12 protein-coding genes are annotated in these 16,874 nt (G+C 35.4%); 3 read left to right on the forward strand and 9 right to left on the reverse strand.

All coding sequences use genetic code 11. From position 1 onward, the window contains the following. Nucleotides 1–2: 2 nt before the first annotated feature. Nucleotides 3–4,517: a glutamate synthase large subunit gene (gene gltB, locus GWR14_RS14195; protein WP_163409741.1), complete on the reverse strand. Its 4,515-nt coding sequence runs from the start codon at nucleotides 4,515–4,517 to the stop codon at nucleotides 3–5. A gap of 417 nt (nucleotides 4,518–4,934) precedes the next feature. Between gltB and sucC the strand changes: the two genes are divergently transcribed. After that, entirely contained in the window at nucleotides 4,935–6,128 is a 1,194-nt protein-coding gene (gene sucC / locus GWR14_RS14200; RefSeq protein WP_163409742.1) for an ADP-forming succinate--CoA ligase subunit beta, read from the forward strand. A gap of 221 nt (nucleotides 6,129–6,349) precedes the next feature. Here sucC and GWR14_RS14205 read toward each other — a convergent pair whose 3' ends face one another. From GWR14_RS14205 to GWR14_RS14215, 3 genes are all read right to left on the reverse strand, one after another. Continuing rightward, nucleotides 6,350–6,817 (reverse strand): DUF1456 family protein, encoded by a 468-nt coding sequence (locus GWR14_RS14205; RefSeq protein ID WP_163409743.1) that lies wholly within the window; start codon nucleotides 6,815–6,817, stop codon nucleotides 6,350–6,352. Between the two features lie 94 nt (nucleotides 6,818–6,911). Beyond that, nucleotides 6,912–7,922, reverse strand: a complete 1,011-nt coding sequence (locus GWR14_RS14210) for a dipeptide epimerase (protein ID WP_163409744.1) — start codon at nucleotides 7,920–7,922, stop codon at nucleotides 6,912–6,914. A gap of 26 nt (nucleotides 7,923–7,948) precedes the next feature. After that, nucleotides 7,949–9,244, reverse strand: a complete 1,296-nt coding sequence (locus GWR14_RS14215) for an anthranilate synthase component I family protein (protein ID WP_163409745.1) — start codon at nucleotides 9,242–9,244, stop codon at nucleotides 7,949–7,951. 188 nt (nucleotides 9,245–9,432) lie between these two features. Here GWR14_RS14215 and GWR14_RS14220 point away from each other — a divergent pair, with 188 nt between their 5' ends. Both GWR14_RS14220 and GWR14_RS14225 read left to right on the forward strand, forming a co-directional pair. Further along, on the forward strand, nucleotides 9,433–10,341 hold the full coding sequence (locus GWR14_RS14220) for a DUF4349 domain-containing protein (RefSeq protein ID WP_163409746.1): 909 nt from the start codon (nucleotides 9,433–9,435) through the stop codon (nucleotides 10,339–10,341). Nucleotides 10,342–10,549: 208 nt separating this feature from the next. Beyond that, the gene (locus GWR14_RS14225; RefSeq protein WP_163395983.1) at nucleotides 10,550–10,924 is read left to right on the forward strand and encodes a DoxX family membrane protein; all 375 of its coding nucleotides are present in this window, start codon (nucleotides 10,550–10,552) and stop codon (nucleotides 10,922–10,924) included. Nucleotides 10,925–10,984: 60 nt separating this feature from the next. Here the strand turns inward: GWR14_RS14225 and GWR14_RS14230 are convergent, their stop codons facing one another. From GWR14_RS14230 to GWR14_RS14250, 5 genes are all read right to left on the reverse strand, one after another. Continuing rightward, entirely contained in the window at nucleotides 10,985–11,527 is a 543-nt protein-coding gene (locus tag GWR14_RS14230) for a lipocalin family protein (RefSeq protein ID WP_163409747.1), read from the reverse strand. A 157-nt stretch (nucleotides 11,528–11,684) separates the two neighbouring features. Then, entirely contained in the window at nucleotides 11,685–13,088 is a 1,404-nt protein-coding gene (gene lpdA, locus GWR14_RS14235; RefSeq protein ID WP_163409748.1) for a dihydrolipoyl dehydrogenase, read from the reverse strand. 475 nt (nucleotides 13,089–13,563) lie between these two features. After that, nucleotides 13,564–14,082, reverse strand: a complete 519-nt coding sequence (locus GWR14_RS14240; protein WP_163409749.1) for a GNAT family N-acetyltransferase — start codon at nucleotides 14,080–14,082, stop codon at nucleotides 13,564–13,566. Between the two features lie 154 nt (nucleotides 14,083–14,236). Continuing rightward, nucleotides 14,237–14,854 carry a hypothetical protein gene (locus GWR14_RS14245; protein WP_163409750.1) on the reverse strand — a complete coding sequence of 206 codons (618 nt, stop codon included), beginning with the start codon at nucleotides 14,852–14,854 and terminating at the stop codon, nucleotides 14,237–14,239. A gap of 354 nt (nucleotides 14,855–15,208) precedes the next feature. Next, nucleotides 15,209–16,849 carry an SCO family protein gene (locus GWR14_RS14250; RefSeq protein WP_163409751.1) on the reverse strand — a complete coding sequence of 547 codons (1,641 nt, stop codon included), beginning with the start codon at nucleotides 16,847–16,849 and terminating at the stop codon, nucleotides 15,209–15,211. Nucleotides 16,850–16,874: the final 25 nt, after the last annotated feature.

Genomic DNA, 16,874 nt, shown 5'->3' on the forward strand with positions numbered 1-16,874 from the left:
TATTATGCTGTTAATTCTTCTACCATTTGTTCTTCTGTCTCCAGACGCTTCAACGCTTTTTTGTACTCTGTAGGCATCACTTTTACAAAATTGTCCAAGCTTCCTGCCCAGTCGTTTAATAATTCTGTTCCTTTCGTACTGTTCGTGTACAGAACGTGTCTTTCGATCAAATTTCTTAAGTCTTCAGCATCAGCACCTTCAACTGTTTCAAATTCGATTGTTTCCGTATTACACAATCCGTTTTTAAACTTGTGTTCAGGATCATAGACATAAGCGATACCACCGCTCATACCTGCAGCAAAGTTACGTCCGGTATTACCCAGTACTACAACTTTACCTCCGGTCATGTACTCACAACCGTGATCTCCAACACCTTCCACTACAGCAATCGCTCCAGAATTACGCACCGCAAATCGCTCTCCGGCTATACCATTGATATAAGCCTCTCCTTCAATTGCACCAAATAAACAAACGTTTCCAACAATGATATTCTTCTCAGCTACAAATGTTGCATTTGCAGGCTTTTTAATAATTAATTTAGCTCCAGATAAACCTTTCCCTAAATAATCATTCGTATTCCCTTCTACAGTAAATGTTAGTCCATGAGCACTAAAAGCTCCTAAACTCTGACCTGCAGAACCTGTAAAATTAATATTTAAAGTATCCTCAGGCAATCCAAGGTGACCGTATATTTTAGAAATTTCATTACTTACAATAGCCCCAACAGAACGATTAATATTTTTAATTGGATAAGCTAAAGTCATTTTTTCTTTTCTGTACAAAGCACGATGAGAATCTCTAAGTATCTGGAAATCCAATACACCTTCTAATCCATGATCCTGCTTTTCAGTATTACGGATTGGCATCTTTTTGTAAGCATCAGGTCTGTGTAAAATTGAAGACAAATCCAATCCTTTTGCTTTGTAATGCTCAATAGCTTTATTAGAATTAATTTTATCCGTCTGACCTACCATTTCAGCCAAAGTTCTGAATCCTAACTGCGCCATAATACCCCTTAATTCTTCTGCAACATAATAGAAGAAATTAATAACGTGCTCAGGAGTTCCTTTGAAATTTTTACGCAGATCTTTATCCTGAGTAGCAATTCCGACAGGACAAGTATTCAGGTGACATTTACGCATCATGATACAGCCCGAAGCTACAAGAGGTGCAGTCGCAAAACCAAATTCCTCAGCTCCTAATAAAGCAGCAATAGCTACATCACGACCTGTTTTTAACTGACCGTCACATTCTACAACAATTCTGCTTCTTAAGTTGTTTAACACCAAAGTTTGTTGTGCTTCTGCCAATCCAAGTTCCCAAGGAAGACCTGCATGTTTTAATGATGTTAAAGGAGAAGCTCCGGTTCCACCGTCATAACCAGCAATTAAAACAACATCTGCTTTTGCTTTTGCAACACCGGCAGCAATTGTTCCAACACCAACTTCAGAAACCAGTTTCACATTGATACGAGCCTCTCTGTTAGCATTTTTCAAGTCAAAGATTAATTGTGCCAAATCTTCAATTGAATAAATATCGTGGTGTGGCGGAGGCGAAATCAATCCTACGAAAGGAGTTGAATTACGTGCTTCTGCAATCCAAGGCAATACTTTTTCTCCAGGCAACTGACCACCCTCTCCAGGTTTAGCACCCTGAGCCATTTTAATCTGAATTTCTTTTGCGCTTGACAAATAGTGAGAAGTAACTCCAAAACGTCCAGAAGCAACTTGTTTGATAGCCGAGTTACGACTGTCTCCATTTACATCAGGCTGGAAACGTTTTCTGTCTTCTCCACCTTCACCAGAATTGGATTTTCCACCAATTCGGTTCATCGCAATCGCTAAGTTTTCGTGTGCTTCTCTTGAAATCGATCCGTAAGACATTGCTCCCGTTTTAAAACGTTTAACAATTTCTGTCCAAGGCTCTACTTCATCTAATGGAATCGGATTTAAATTATCAAATTCAAATAATCCACGAATAGTCATTAAACTCTTAGCCTGATCGTTGATTGTATTAGAATACACATCATAACTATTCTGATCACTCAATCGAACAGCCTGTTGTAATTTTGCAATCGTAGTAGGATTAAACAAGTGTCTTTCTCCATTACGTCTCCATCTGTATTCTCCTCCAATATTTAAACCTAATCTGCTTGAAATTAGTTTATCAGGATAAGCATATTTATATCTTTCTGTAATTTCTTTTTCAATTTCATATAACCCAATACCTTCGATTCTTGAAGTTGTGTATGGGAAGTATTTTTCAACGAATTTAGAATTGAATCCAACGATTTCAAAAATTTGAGAACCTCTGTAAGAGTGTAATGTTGAAATCCCAATTTTGTTCATAATTTTCAATAATCCTGAACCAATCGCTTTATTGAAATTATCAACGGCTTTTTGCTCAGAAATTCCGGTAATAAATCCTTCCTGAACCTGAACACGAATAATTTCATTTACCATATAAGGATTAATCGCACTAGCTCCATATCCAAATAATGTAGCAAAATGATGTGGCTCACGAGGTTCTGCAGATTCCATGATAATATCAAAATAAGAACGCTTACGCAAACGGTTCATCTGATGATTTACATATGAACAAGCCAATAAAGCCGGAATTGGTGCAAATTCTTTATTCACTCCTCTGTCAGAAAGAATAATAATATTTGTTCCTCTTTCTACAGCTTTTGTAATTTGTACAATAATAGCATCTAAAGCATTTTCCAAACCATTCATACCCTCAGCTTTTGGATATAAAATTTTAAAGGTTTCTGCTTTAAAGTTATCTATAGAAATTGTTCTGATTTTTTCTAAGTCTCCGTTAGAAATAACCGGATTCTGAATTCTTAATTTACGGCATTGTTTGCTTGTAATATCAAAAATATTACGATCCTGACCTAAATTCAAAGCAATATCAGTCACAATTTCTTCACGGATTCCATCCAACGGAGGATTAGTTACCTGAGCAAATAATTGTTTGAAATAATTAGGAATTAACTGAGGTCTGTCTGACAACACAGCAAGAGGTGTATCAATCCCCATAGAACCCAAAGCTTCTTTACCTGTTTGAGCCATTGGCGTAATTACATCCTGAATATCCTCTAAAGTGTAATTAAAAAGACGCTCTCTTGTAGGCAAATCACTAGTTTCAACCGGACAAACATCTGCTGTTTCAGGAACATCTCTTAAGTGTAATCTGTATTGGTTTAACCATTCCTGATAAGGTCTTTCAGAAACAATTTTGCTTTTAATTTCTTCGTCATTAATGATACGTCCTTCATTCATGTCCACAAGGAACATTTTACCTGGCTCTAATCTACCATGACTTTCAACATCCTCAGCAGAAACCTCTACAACTCCAATTTCAGAGGCCATGATTAATTTACCGCTTTTAGTAACCGTATATCTCGAAGGTCTTAGTCCGTTACGGTCTAATAAAGCTCCAACGTAATCCCCATCAGAAAAAGGTACAGACGCAGGACCATCCCATGGCTCCATGATACAAGCATTATATTCATAGAATGCTTTTCTTTCAGGAGACATTGTTTTGTGTTTTTCCCATGCCTCAGGAATCATCATCATCATTACTTCCGGCAATGATCTTCCTGTGTGCGTTAACAACTCCACAACCATATCCATAGAAGCAGAATCTGACTTACCAGGTAAAATAATTGGGAATAATTTATCGATTTGTGGTCCGAAAACCTCACTTTTCATAATTTCTTCTCGAACACGCATTCTGCTCACGTTACCACGCAAAGTATTGATCTCCCCATTTTGACACATATATCTAAACGGCTGAGCCAATTCCCATGTTGGCATTGTATTCGTAGAAAAACGCTGATGTACTAACGCCAAACGAGTTACTAAATCTGTTTGCTGTAAATCAGTATAATACGGACCAATATCCTCAGGCATGATAATACCTTTATATATTATAGTCGTAGTAGACAAACTTGGAAGATAGAAATAAGAACTCTGCGAAATTTTTGAATGTCTGATTGTATGTTCCGTAATTTTACGGGCAGCATATAATTTTGCTTTAAAAACAGTGTCTTCAAGAGCTTCGTTTTTCCCAATAAAAATTTGTTCAATAGTTGGTTCTGATGCCAAAGCAATTTCTCCTAATTGAGAAGAATCAACCGGTACTTCTCTCCATCCTAAAATAGAAAGTCCCTGTGCTTTGATTTCTTTTTCAAAAATATCTTTACAAAAATCATATTGATTTTTAATTTTTGGTAAAAATACCATTCCAACAGCATACTCACGTGCAGCCGGCAATTCAAAATCACATACCCTCTTGAAATAATCATGAGGAATATCAATTAAAAGTCCAGCTCCGTCTCCTGTTTTACCATCAGCACTCACACCTCCCCTGTGTTCTAGCTTAACCAGAATCTCAAGAGCGTCATGAATAATTTGGTTTGTCTTTTCTCCTTTAAGATTGCAGATAAAACCAGCTCCGCAATTTTCATGCTCGAATTCTGGCAAATAAAGGCCTTGTTCTTTTAGTTTCATTCTCGATATTTTTTTTTTTACAAAAATAAAGATTTCATTAAACATAATTCATCCAAAATACACTTTAGCTTACACTTTTATAGGAATATTAGAAAAACGGTTCTTAAATGATAATAATATTATATTAGGCATCATGAATTAACAAAATGATAATCCGTTTTAAATTATATTAAGAAAAATCAACAAATCAACGATGAAAATACACTGCTTTTGCATAATTCTAAAACGTTATAGCATCTTGAAATTAACAATAAATACATATTTGTTTAACCTTTTTTAAACTTTGAAACAGATTTATTTAACAAACCGGGCTTCGTTTATTTTTAATTGAAAAAGATTTTACTTTTTAGTTCAATTTTGCTACTTTTGTCGCACTTTTATTCTGAAATAAATTCAGAACCAGACAAATTCTATATTATGAACATACACGAATATCAAGGGAAAGAAATTTTAGCAAGTTACGGAGTACGCGTTCAACGCGGAATTGTGGCTAACAATGCGGTTGAAGCTGTAGCTGCTGCAAAACAACTAACAACAGAAACAGGTACAAGCTGGTATGTTGTTAAAGCACAAATTCACGCAGGTGGACGTGGAAAAGGTGGTGGAGTAAAACTTGCCAAAGGAATTGATAAAGTAGAAGGAATTGCAAGCGAAATTATCGGAATGCAATTAATCACACCGCAAACTTCTGCTGAAGGTAAAAAAGTACACAAAGTTTTAATTGCTGAAGATGTATACTACCCAGGCGAAAGCGAAACTTCTGAGTTTTATGTTTCTGTACTTTTAAATAGAGCAACAGGACGTAATATGATTATGTACTCTACAGAAGGAGGTATGGATATTGAAGAAGTAGCAGAACACACTCCTCACTTAATTTTTACAGAAGAAATTGATCCAACTGTTGGATTACAAGGATTTCAGGCTAGAAGAATTGCTTTTAATTTAGGTCTTTCCGGAAATGCTTTCAAAGAAATGATAAAATTCATTGATGCACTATACAATGCTTATATTGGATCTGATGCTTCTATGTTCGAAATCAACCCTGTATTAAAAACATCTGACAACAAAATATTAGCAGTTGATGCTAAAGTAAATATTGATGATAACGCATTGTACAGACAAAAAGCTTATGCAGAGATGCGTGATATTCTTGAAGAAAATCCAATCGAAGTTGAAGCTAAAGAAGTTGGTCTAAACTATGTTGACCTTGACGGTACTGTAGGATGTATGGTAAACGGAGCGGGTCTTGCAATGGCAACTATGGACTTAATTAAATACGCTGGTTTTGAGCCTGCAAACTTCCTTGACGTAGGAGGAACTGCTGATGCTAAGCGTGTTGAAACAGCTTTCCGCATTATCTTAAAAGATCCAAACGTAAAAGCTATCTTAATCAACATCTTCGGAGGTATCGTTCGTTGCGACCGTGTTGCTCAGGGTGTTGTTGATGCTTACAAAAACATGGGAGATGCTATCAATGTGCCAATTATCGTTCGTTTGCAAGGAACAAATGCTGAAATTGCAAAAGAATTAATTGACAACTCAGGTATGCCGATTTTATCTGCAGTTCAATTCCAGGAAGCTGCTGACCAGGTTAAAGCTGCTCTTTCTTAATTAAACAAGAAATCATTTTATATAGAAAGTCCATTCCTTTTCGGAGTGGATTTTTTTTTGTTTTGAAAAAACAGTTTTTTATTTTACTATGTCTAATATAAGCACAAAGTTCGCAAAGCTTTCTAAATAAAACTTTGCGAACTTTAATTTTATCCTTTGCGAACCTTACGGTTAGACCTTCATTTTACACCTTACATCTTACCCCCCTTACAGTTTACAAATTACGATTTCTTATTCTTACCGTTTTTATAAACCACTTTCTCCACAACCGATGGCTTTCCATTTCCTTTTGGGAATGATTTCTTCTTAGGTTTTCCGGCTGCTGAACCTGACTTTGACGGACTTTGATCGCCTCTGTATTTTTCTGAGTCTTTTGGAGTAGATCTAAATTCAGGTCTGTCTTTAGAGGATTCTCTTTTAGGAATCTCAGCTTTATGCTTTGCTAAAACATCATTTGGATTTTTAGGGTTTTCTTTCGTTCCCCTCAAGTGAATTACCAATCCATTTAGAAAATTACGCAAAACCTGATCACCGCATTCCATATAGTTCGGATGATCTTCTGCTCTGAAAAAAGCCCCTAATTCTGATTTTGAAATTCTAAAATCTACCAATTCTAAAATTTCAACTATTTGATCATCACGGAGCATTAAAGCCACGCGAAGTTTTTTTAAGATATCGTTGTTCGTCATTTTTTGTTTTGTTTCAGGTTTGAGGTTTCAAGTTTTTTCTGTTCTTCCTCAGCATCGTTTATTTTACAAAGGTACACTATTTTAAAAGGAATTATTAGAATAAAATCACTCCCGTTCCATTCGTGTCAGGATAATATGTTTTACCATTTTTTATGGTTACACCAGTCGCAATATCTTCCGCCAATAATAATGAGCCATCCATATCAACATAATCTAATTCAGGGAGTAAATGTGCAATAGCGGAAATTCCGACCGTAGATTCTGTCATACAGCCTACCATTGTTTTTAAACCTAGTTTTTTTGCCTCAGCAATCATTCTTCTTCCCGGAGTAATTCCGCCACATTTCATCAATTTTATGTTTACACCGTGAAAATGATTGTGACATTTTGCAATATCTGCTTCTGTGATACAGCTTTCATCGGCTATAACAGGCAAAACAGCATTTTCAAAAACTTTCTTATGCCCTTCCCAATCATTAGCTTTCAAAGGCTGTTCAATGAATTCAACATCTAAATTCTTTAAAATAATGGCATTTTTCAGGGTTTCATCAACAGTCCAGGCGCAATTCGCATCCACCCTAAAAACTGCATCAGTATGTTTTCGTAACTCGGTTACAATAGCAATGTCCTCCGGCGTTCCAAGTTTAATTTTATAAATGGGCCACGGAAGCTCATTCATCTTGGCAATCATATTTTCTATAGTATCAATTCCAATAGTATAATTAGTCAGCGGATTATTTGTTATACTATAATTCCATAATTCGTAAAGTTTTTTCCCTTTTTTACGTGCATACAAATCATTATACGCATTATCCAAAGCACATAAAGCAAAAGGATTTTCTTTTAAAAACGGATTTATTTTTTGCCAAAATTCTTCGGGAGTTTCCCCAGACGATTCTTCTATAATTTCACGGATTTTTTCAATATCATCCCGTAAAATTTCCACAGTAATATTATAATACGGATTTGAAGTTGCCTCACCATATCCGGAAAATCCATCATCCTGCAATTCAACTATTAGCGAAGGCTGAAAATCGATTGTTTTTCTTGAAATTCTAAAAGTGTGTTTTAATTTTAAATTATAAGTCCTTAAGATTAACTTCATACATAAACACTTTTAAATTATTATTTTCAAAATGAACCTGATAATACCTCAGCCATTGCTTTGGCCTTTAACAAACATTCTTCATATTCTTTTTCCGGCACAGACTGAGCAGTAATAGCACTTCCAACGGAAAACGAAACGTATTTATTTTCCTGATTGTACAAAATACTCCTAATCACGACATTAAAATCAAAATCTCCTTCAGGAGTAAAGTAGCCTACTGCTCCGCTGTATAAACCACGCTTGGTTTCTTCCAGATTTTCAATAATTTTCATTACCGAAATTTTTGGAGCCCCAGTCATGCTTCCCATTGGGAAAGTCGTTTTTAAAACATCCACAGGAGTATATTGCGGATCTAATTTTGAAGTTACTGTAGAAATCATTTGATGTACCTGCAAAAAAGAATAAATTTTACAGAGTTCTGTAACTTCTACTGAACCTTTTTGCGCTGTGTGCGATAAGTCATTTCGAACCAAATCAGTAATCATAATGTTTTCAGCACGTTCTTTTGCATCGTTTTCAAGATTTTGTTTCGACTCTTTATCCTGATTTACATCTGAAAATCGTTTTGAAGTTCCTTTTATTGGCTGAGAAATGATTTTGTCTCCCATTTTTTTCAGGTAGCGTTCCGGAGAAGCAGAGAGCAAAAATTGTTTGTTATTTTTAAAGAAAACCGAGAAAGGAGCTTTTGAAATCTCATTCAGTTTTTGAAATTTTTCCAGCGGATTTATAACTGCATTTTCAGCAAAAAACTCCATGCAGAAATTAGCTTCGTACATATCACCTACGTGAATATGTTCCAGCATTTTTATTACTTTTTGAAGATATAACTCTTTTGAAATTCGTTGCTGTACTTCGACTTTATCCAAAGTTTGAAAAGAATCATTTTTAGTTTGAATAATTTCTTCAAAATCATCTTCAACCTCATCATCACACAACAATAAGTAACTGATTTCAAGCCGATTCCCTTTTAATAAAAAGATTTTTTTTGGCTGAAAGAAAAATAAATCCGGAAAATTCAATCCATCAAAATTGAATGATTTTAAAGATTCTGTATCATTTTTAAGATCATAAGACAAATAGCCAAAAAGCCAGTCTTTTGTAGTTAGTTGATACTGTTTTAAATCCTCAAACGCATTATAAAAATCTGTTTTTAAAGAGGTAAAAGCATCAACAGCCATCATACAATCAAAGCTGGAATATTCTTGCGGATACGTATTACTATCTAAAAAAACAACCTCACGAAATTGTTGTGACCAACTTAAAAGCTGTTGTTTAAAATGCTCCGGATCCGGAATGTGTTTGTGAATGGAAACTCTCAAAAATGAATCAATTTTAGATTTCAAAATTACGACAAAATTATTCCTTCAATAAGGCAATCTTAAAAAAATATTGGCACACTTTTTAGTATATCGAATTAATACTCATTATTAAAAATTTTCCTGCGATTTGATTAGAACATTACTTACCCTTTATCAAAATTATTTATTAATCAACATTTAAAAACTTTATGAAAACAATTGCAAAGTTAGGTCTGACCACCTTAGTAGTTACCGCAGTATTATTTTCCTGCAAAAAAGCAGATGCAACCGCAGAAGCCACAGCAGATTATGCAACAACCGACAGTACAGCTGTTTCAACCAGCACAGCTATTTCATCATCGGCAGCGGTCGAAAAAAAAGACAGTAAACAGAAATTCATCCGAACAGCTGACATCAAATTCAAGGTTAAAAATGTCGTCAGGTCAACTTATGCAATTGAAAATGCCACCCAAAAATTCGGCGGATTTGTTACGTACACCAACTTACAAAGTACTATTCAGGAACAGATTAAAACTAAGATTAGTCAGGACAGCACTCTTGAAACTACTAAATATACAGTAGAAAACAACATCATAATCCGTGTTCCTAATACTCAGCTCGATACGGTCATAAAAACTATTGCCAAACAAATTGATTTTCTGGATTTCAGGGTAATCAAAGCAGACGATGTTTCATTAAAATTATTATCAAATCAACTTTCTCAAAGAAGAAGTGCCAATACCGAAAAAAGAGTCGAAAAAGCGATTGATGAAAAAGGGAAAAAAATTAATGATATTATGGAAGCGGAGAACACCTTAGCAAACCAGAAAGAAGCAAATGATAACCGAACAGTAGAAAATTTATCACTTCAGGATCAAATTAATTTCAGTACGGTTACTTTGCAGCTTTATCAAAACGAAACAATAAAACAAGAAATAATTGCCGGCGAAAAAGATCCTGCTGCTTACAAACCAAATCTTGGAATCCAGATAATAGACTCCCTGAAAAACGGCTGGTATATTTTACAGTCAATCTTAGTCTTCTTCATTAATCTGTGGCCATTTATCTTAATAAGCATTGGCGTATTTTTCCTTTATAAGAAGTATCTAAAGAAGTAATAATGAGCAATAAATTAGCATTTTCATAAGAAAAAATTCGTTATATTTGATATACAATTAAACCAATCTCAAAATTAGATTGGTTTAATTGTAAAATTCTTAAAAAAAGACCACAAAAAACAATTTGTGATTTTAATTTGAGACTTTGGGTTTGCATCTTTTCCAATAGCTTATTTATATTTTTTAACCTTAAAAAATCCTAAGTATTATGAAAATTGCCACGATTATTGTCCGCGTTTTAATTGGTCTCTTACTTCTTTTTGCTTCAATCAGTTTTTTCTTTAAGCTGGCTCCTGAACCAGAAGTAACCGGAAACTTTAAAGCTTTTAATGTAGGCCTGGTTGCCTCAACTTATTTACTCCCTTTGGCAAAATCTATTGAATTACTTTGCGGAATCGCTTTTGTCACGGGACGTTTTGTAACATTAGCCAATATTTTAATTTTACCCATAACGGTAAATATTCTGTTCATCAATTATTTTCTGGCTCCGGAAGGTCTTCCAATTGCCGGATTATTATTCTTAGGCAACTTATTTTTGATTTACAGATACTGGGATAATTACAAAAGCGTTTTTACTCCATGATCCTGATTTTAATTCAAAATACAAAACCCGACAGACATTAAAATCGGTCGGGTTTATTTTTTAATTTGTTTTATCGTGTTTTACCCAAACCAAATCAGATGTTGCATAACCAATTTCCTTAGCTTTTTTCAAAAATTCGGTTTTGACAGTTTCCGGAATTGTCTTTTCTCTTGAAAGTATCCACATATATTTTAAACTTTCTCCGGCAACAAGAGCATATTTGTAATCCTGATCAATTGAAACCACATTGTAACCTGAATAAAAAGGACCGAAAAAAGAAACTTTCAGCATACCTATATTTTCTTTTCCGACAAATTTAGCTTTCCCTATACTCTGCTCCCACTTGCCTTTTTTAAAATTATATCCTTTGTTATCAACTTTAATTGTTTTATCCTCATTCAAAGAATATTCGGCAGTCACATTGTCCAAATCCCTTTCCCATTTATAATCCAGTCTGGCAATTTCATACCATTTCCCGAGATATTTTGCACTTTCAAAGTTTGTTACAGCAGTTGCTTTCCTCGGAATTCCTCCTCCACATGAATATAATGCGAGTCCTATTCCTGCTCCAATCAAAATCGGAACTATATATCTATTTTTCATACTATTATCTTTTTATTTTTCTAAAGATAACATGAATAAAACACATTTCATTTACAAAATTGTTCCTGATTATTATATTATGCGGAGCTCAAAAATGAGCACATAAAAAAACCGCCAGATGAATTCTGACGGTTTTAAAATATCATTTAACGTAAATTTATACGTGTATAGCTCTGTTTTCAGTAGCTGCCAACGCTGCTTCTTTTACTGCTTCCGCAAAAGTTGGGTGTGCGTGGCTCATTCTTGAAATATCTTCAGCAGACGCTTTGAATTCCATTGCAGTAACTGCCTCAGCAATTAAATCTGCTGTACGTGCTCCAATCATGTGAACTCCTAAAACCTCATCTGTTTTCTCATCAGCAAGGATTTTTACGAATCCGTCTAAGTCAGCACTTGCTCTTGCACGTCCTAAAGCTTTGAATGGGAAACTTCCGGATTTATATTTTACTCCGGCTGCTTTCAATTGCTCTTCCGTTTGTCCAACTGCCGCAACTTCCGGCCACGTATACACTACACCAGGAATTAAGTTGTAATCGATATGTGGCTTTTGCCCTGCTAAGATTTCAGCAACCATTACTCCTTCTTCCTCTGCCTTGTGCGCTAACATCGCTCCTCGAACAACGTCACCAATTGCATAGATATTTGGAACACTGGTCTGTAAATGATCGTTTACTTCAACTTGTCCTCTGTCTGAAATTTTAACTCCGGCTTTGTCAGCGTTTAATCCGTCTGTGTAAGGACGGCGACCAACAGAAACTAATGAGTAATCTCCTTCAAGAGTGATTGTTTCTCCTTTTGCGTTTTCAGCCTGAACAACAACAGCATCGCCATTTCTTTCAACTGATTTTACTTTGTGAGAAACATAGAATTTCATTCCTTGTTTTTTCAACACTTTGGTCAATTCTTTAGAAAGCGCTCCGTCCATTCCCGGAATGATTCTGTCCATGAATTCTACTACAGAAACCTGAGCTCCTAAACGAAGGTAAACTTGTCCAAGCTCGATTCCGATAACTCCTCCTCCAATAATAACTAAGTGTTTTGGAACTTCTTTTAAAGCCAAAGCTTCAGTAGAAGTGATGATTCTTTCTTTATCAATTTTGATGAATGGTAAAGAAGATGGTTTTGAACCTGTAGCGATTACAGTATATTTTGCTTCAATAGTTTCTGAAGTTCCGTCAGCTTTTGCAACAGCAATGTGCGTTGCGTCTACGAAAGACCCCAAACCATTGAAAACAGTAATTTTATTTTTATCCATTAAGTAGTTGATTCCACCTACGGTTTGATCTACAACGGCCTGTTTGCGCGCAATCATTTTCTCTAAATTGATTTTTACATCACCGGAAACTTCGATTCCGTGATCTGCAAAATGAGCAATTTCTGCATAATGGTGAGAAGATGATAATAATGCTTTTGAAGGAATACAACCCACATTAAGGCAAGTTCCGCCTAATGAATTATATTTTTCTACAATAGCAGTTTTGAAACCTAATTGTGCGCAACGAATTGCCGATACATATCCGCCAGGACCTGAACCTATAATGACTACGTCAAATGAACTCATAGTTTGTTTATTTTATTTTTAGCGTCACAAATTTAAGGAATAAAGTTTTGTTTAAAGTTTAAATTTGAATGTTTTTTATGTGATTTTATTGTGGATACGTGATTTTTTTGACAGGAAATTTTTCTTCGGAAAGATTCAGAAATATAAACAAAAAGGTTCAGAAAATTAAGGGTTCTATCCGAATTTCTTAAAAGGAGCCGGAAACAAAAATTATCTCAAAATTGTTTAGTGAAATAATTAAGCATTCTATTTAATTAATGAAAGCGAACAAAATGCTTCTTTTTTATTTTAGAACAGTTAAAAAGGAATTGTCTAAATATCTGGTGACGAAATTTAAATACATGATTATACCACTGACTTTTCTTTCCATAAAAAATGAGACAAACAACACATAATTATTGAAGAATAAGACTTTGATAAAATTCCACACGAAAGGATTCCTGCAAGAGTGTAAATATTCCGCTTGCGTACTTTTTTAATTCATTTTTTTATTCATCACTAAATTTTTGTAGGTATTTGATTCCATTGGAAAGTCCACATTACCTATTGAGGTATAACCTTGTCTTTCGTAAAAAGTGATCGCTCTGGTATTGTTGATATAAACTTCCAGATTAAATTCTGTAAATCCATTCTTTCGTATCTCCTTTTCGGCTTCATTTATAAGTCCATATCCAATTCCTTTTCCATAAAACCTTTCTAAAACATATAGTTTACTTAATTCAGCAACAGGTATTTTTCTTATAGGGCAAATACTGTCATAGATTATTTCAGCAACTCCAATTGGATTTCCATTTTGATAAGCAACTAGCAATCTGTCCGGATTATTCTTTATTATATTCTCAATATTTTCAGTTGAGAATCTTTTTGTAATAAAGTTCGCAAATTCAAAAGTAACTCCATCAACAGCATATGTCTGAATATAAACAGTTTTAAGCAAAACAGATATCCTTAAAGAGTCTGACAGCTTCGCTTTTCCAATTGAAAATTCGTTCATTTTAGTTTTTTTTCTTGTGATGCACAATATTAGGTATTATAGGGACTTTGTCACTAAATTAAGCTCATTCTTCGGATTTACTAAATCATCTAAAACAGAACCTTTTCCTTTGAGCTTATTGCCTAAATCTTTTGTAGTAGTTAAGCAATAGCATTTATGACATTGTGCAATTGTTAGATTTGTAATAAGTTCCGTTATTCTTCAACTTAAAATTTCCAATGGAGTCTATTTCTACTTTTATTGATTCCTTTGTTTCGGGACAGCTTTTATATTTCATCATATATAATTCAAATCCATTATTTGTTTTTTTAAATGAGCCCGCTTTTTTTTCTTTCGGGTCAAGCCACAAATCATTCATGTGTAAAATCAGAATTGCTTCAGCAAGATTATCAATTTCACCAATGAATTTTTTCATTTCTACTTCATCTGTGACGTAATGGACATCATCGTTTTCAATATATGTAACATATGAAAAACAACTATTAGGCAAACATTCATTAAAAAAACCTGATTCAGGAGGATAAAAAGTATAATTATTTCTAATTAATGTATCACCATGTTTTCTAATAACCTCTTTTTGGTTATTATGTAAATCTGGTATGAATTTAACATATTCCCAATACACATATTCTTTATTTGGTTTTATCTGTTCGATTAATTTATTTCTATCTTGATATTCATTATCAATTTTAGTAAAACCTTTTTCAATTCGGACAGAATTCTTTCCGCAAGATATTAAACTTAGAAGAATTAATATTGATATTTTTTTCATTCACATTTTGGTTTAATATATTGCCTATCAATCCTATTAATACATATTGACGCAATTTGATTTCGCTTTATACATTTTCAAAAATAACCAAAAAAGATTACAAAATACCAAAAGAAAGTAGCACTATTCTTTTCAAGCTTAATTTAATTATTCCCTAATTGTAAACTTGTGTCATTTAAGAAAGCTCTTTTGATTTACATAATTGTTTGTATGAGTATGAAACTCATGTCAGCAAGGGAACAAGGTTTCAAAAAGCCACACGAAAGGATTCGTACGGGAGCTTTTTTTTGGCAAAGTGGCTTTTATACTATCAGTTTTCCATTTCTTTGACCAGTTTCATAGGATACCCGGAACCTAAGTAGTTGTTTTCAGCTTCTGTTTCTTTTTCACGATCACCGGTCTGAAAAGGCTTTCTACCCACCCCTGTAATCGCTGAAACCATGAAAAGGACAGGCTGTTTAAAATCGAGCCCAGTAAAATGAATACTATCCCCACATACGTGCCTGTTCTCAGATTCAGCCATAGACCGCAGATCAGAAACGTAGCTGCGCCGAGGACGCTAACCCAAAACGGTGTTAATCCATTCCGTTTGTTTCGTGCCCGGTACAGTAACCAGAGGTTGACTCCGATCCCAAGTACGAACAGTGGAACCAGCCAAGGAGAATACGGAATGGCTTTCATGCCTGCAATTCCAAAGGCACTCATGTAAGCAGCCCAGCAGACGGGGCACTTTGGAAATACTGCAATGAGCAAAGGAAAAACTATGGTCCTGAGATTTTCGGAAACAGCTTTTGCAGTCTGACTCACCTTGCCTGCAGGTATCTCTTTTATCAGTCTTCCTATTTTATCCCTGATTTCATCCTCGCTCCATTGAATTCTGATCAGGGTATTCCTGATTCTTCCCTTATAATCCAGAAGATAAGTCTCCACCTGATGCTGATTTACAATAGAGGTGGAATAACCGACCTCCAGACTAAAATGCTCTTTCAGCAATTCGTAATCCCCAGGCGATACACGAAAGGCTTTGAATGAATCTGAAAATTCACAACGACGGGTTTCCGCATACACCCTGATTCGTTCAGGAAGGTCATAGACCGGATCATAAGTAATGAGCGCTACATTTACTTTATTCTGGAGATTTACTTCAAGGAGTGCTTTTGCAAGTCTCCCTGTATTGCCCACAGTCAGAGAACATTTATTAATCGCAATACAACGGGTATAGAAAAAACTAACCACTGTTGGCTTCCCCTGAAAAAAAGAAGAAAACGGAACCTTAGCTCCGTTCTGATCTTCCATAACAATGTTTTTTAACAACGGATTTATCCTGCCTCTTCCCGGTACGGTTTCTTTTCTCCCCGCTAATTTTGGTGAAGGTCCACAACAGGAGAAATCCACTTCATGCGGGTCCCCCTCAATCGTCTCAATCGCCCGCTTTATTTCCTCAAGCACTTCATACTGAAAGTCTGAAGCCTCCGCATATTTTTTTAATTGCGGAATCGCCTCCTGCGCATAGGCACCAAGCCAGGCAAAGGTTTTAAAAACTTCGCTCAGACCGGTAGTAAAATTTGTGACAGGCCAAACTGGTTTGTACGTATCAAATGTAACCGCATCGTCCATATAACGAATGTTTACCACCGCTTCGAGGAGATAAGGTACCACTTCCGGATGGGGCTGAGCCATGCCACGGATTGCTCTGGCAGCACCGGCTATGAGATAGGCGCTGCGGGTATTGTACAGGTCTTCCATGGCGAATATCAAAGCTGCGGGCGGCAAGCCTGTCACTTCAAAAGCAGCCAAAATGTACCCTCTCAGGCGTATACATTCCTGCGTGCCCCTCCCGTTGTAGAGCACATGACTCTCACGCAGCAGTGGGAGCAATTCATTCCTGAGTTCAGGATTTGCCCGAACTTCATCCACAAATGCAGCGATGTTTTCCTCAGAAGTGTGCTTGCCAAATGTTACGAGGGTCTTGTTGTCTTTTCTTTTCCAAAACATGGGACAATGCGCTTTTGTTTAAAGT

This window comes from Flavobacterium ajazii (assembly GCF_010614725.1).
In the GTDB taxonomy this organism is placed as follows: Bacteria; Bacteroidota; Bacteroidia; order Flavobacteriales; family Flavobacteriaceae; genus Flavobacterium; species Flavobacterium ajazii.

What these genes read in the sequence shown, in the direction of transcription:
- GWR14_RS14230 (WP_163409747.1), bottom strand. Translation starts at nt 11,527, where the DNA reads ATGAAAAATAGATATATAGTTCCGATTTTGATTGGAGCAGGAATAGGA.
- GWR14_RS14225 (WP_163395983.1), top strand. Translation starts at nt 10,550, where the DNA reads ATGAAAATTGCCACGATTATTGTCCGCGTTTTAATTGGTCTCTTACTT.
- gltB (WP_163409741.1), bottom strand. Translation starts at nt 4,517, where the DNA reads ATGAAACTAAAAGAACAAGGCCTTTATTTGCCAGAATTCGAGCATGAA.
- lpdA (WP_163409748.1), bottom strand. Translation starts at nt 13,088, where the DNA reads ATGAGTTCATTTGACGTAGTCATTATAGGTTCAGGTCCTGGCGGATAT.
- GWR14_RS14250 (WP_163409751.1), bottom strand. Translation starts at nt 16,849, where the DNA reads ATGTTTTGGAAAAGAAAAGACAACAAGACCCTCGTAACATTTGGCAAG.
- sucC (WP_163409742.1), top strand. Translation starts at nt 4,935, where the DNA reads ATGAACATACACGAATATCAAGGGAAAGAAATTTTAGCAAGTTACGGA.
- GWR14_RS14240 (WP_163409749.1), bottom strand. Translation starts at nt 14,082, where the DNA reads ATGAACGAATTTTCAATTGGAAAAGCGAAGCTGTCAGACTCTTTAAGG.
- GWR14_RS14205 (WP_163409743.1), bottom strand. Translation starts at nt 6,817, where the DNA reads ATGACGAACAACGATATCTTAAAAAAACTTCGCGTGGCTTTAATGCTC.
- GWR14_RS14210 (WP_163409744.1), bottom strand. Translation starts at nt 7,922, where the DNA reads ATGAAGTTAATCTTAAGGACTTATAATTTAAAATTAAAACACACTTTT.
- GWR14_RS14220 (WP_163409746.1), top strand. Translation starts at nt 9,433, where the DNA reads ATGAAAACAATTGCAAAGTTAGGTCTGACCACCTTAGTAGTTACCGCA.
- GWR14_RS14245 (WP_163409750.1), bottom strand. Translation starts at nt 14,854, where the DNA reads ATGAAAAAAATATCAATATTAATTCTTCTAAGTTTAATATCTTGCGGA.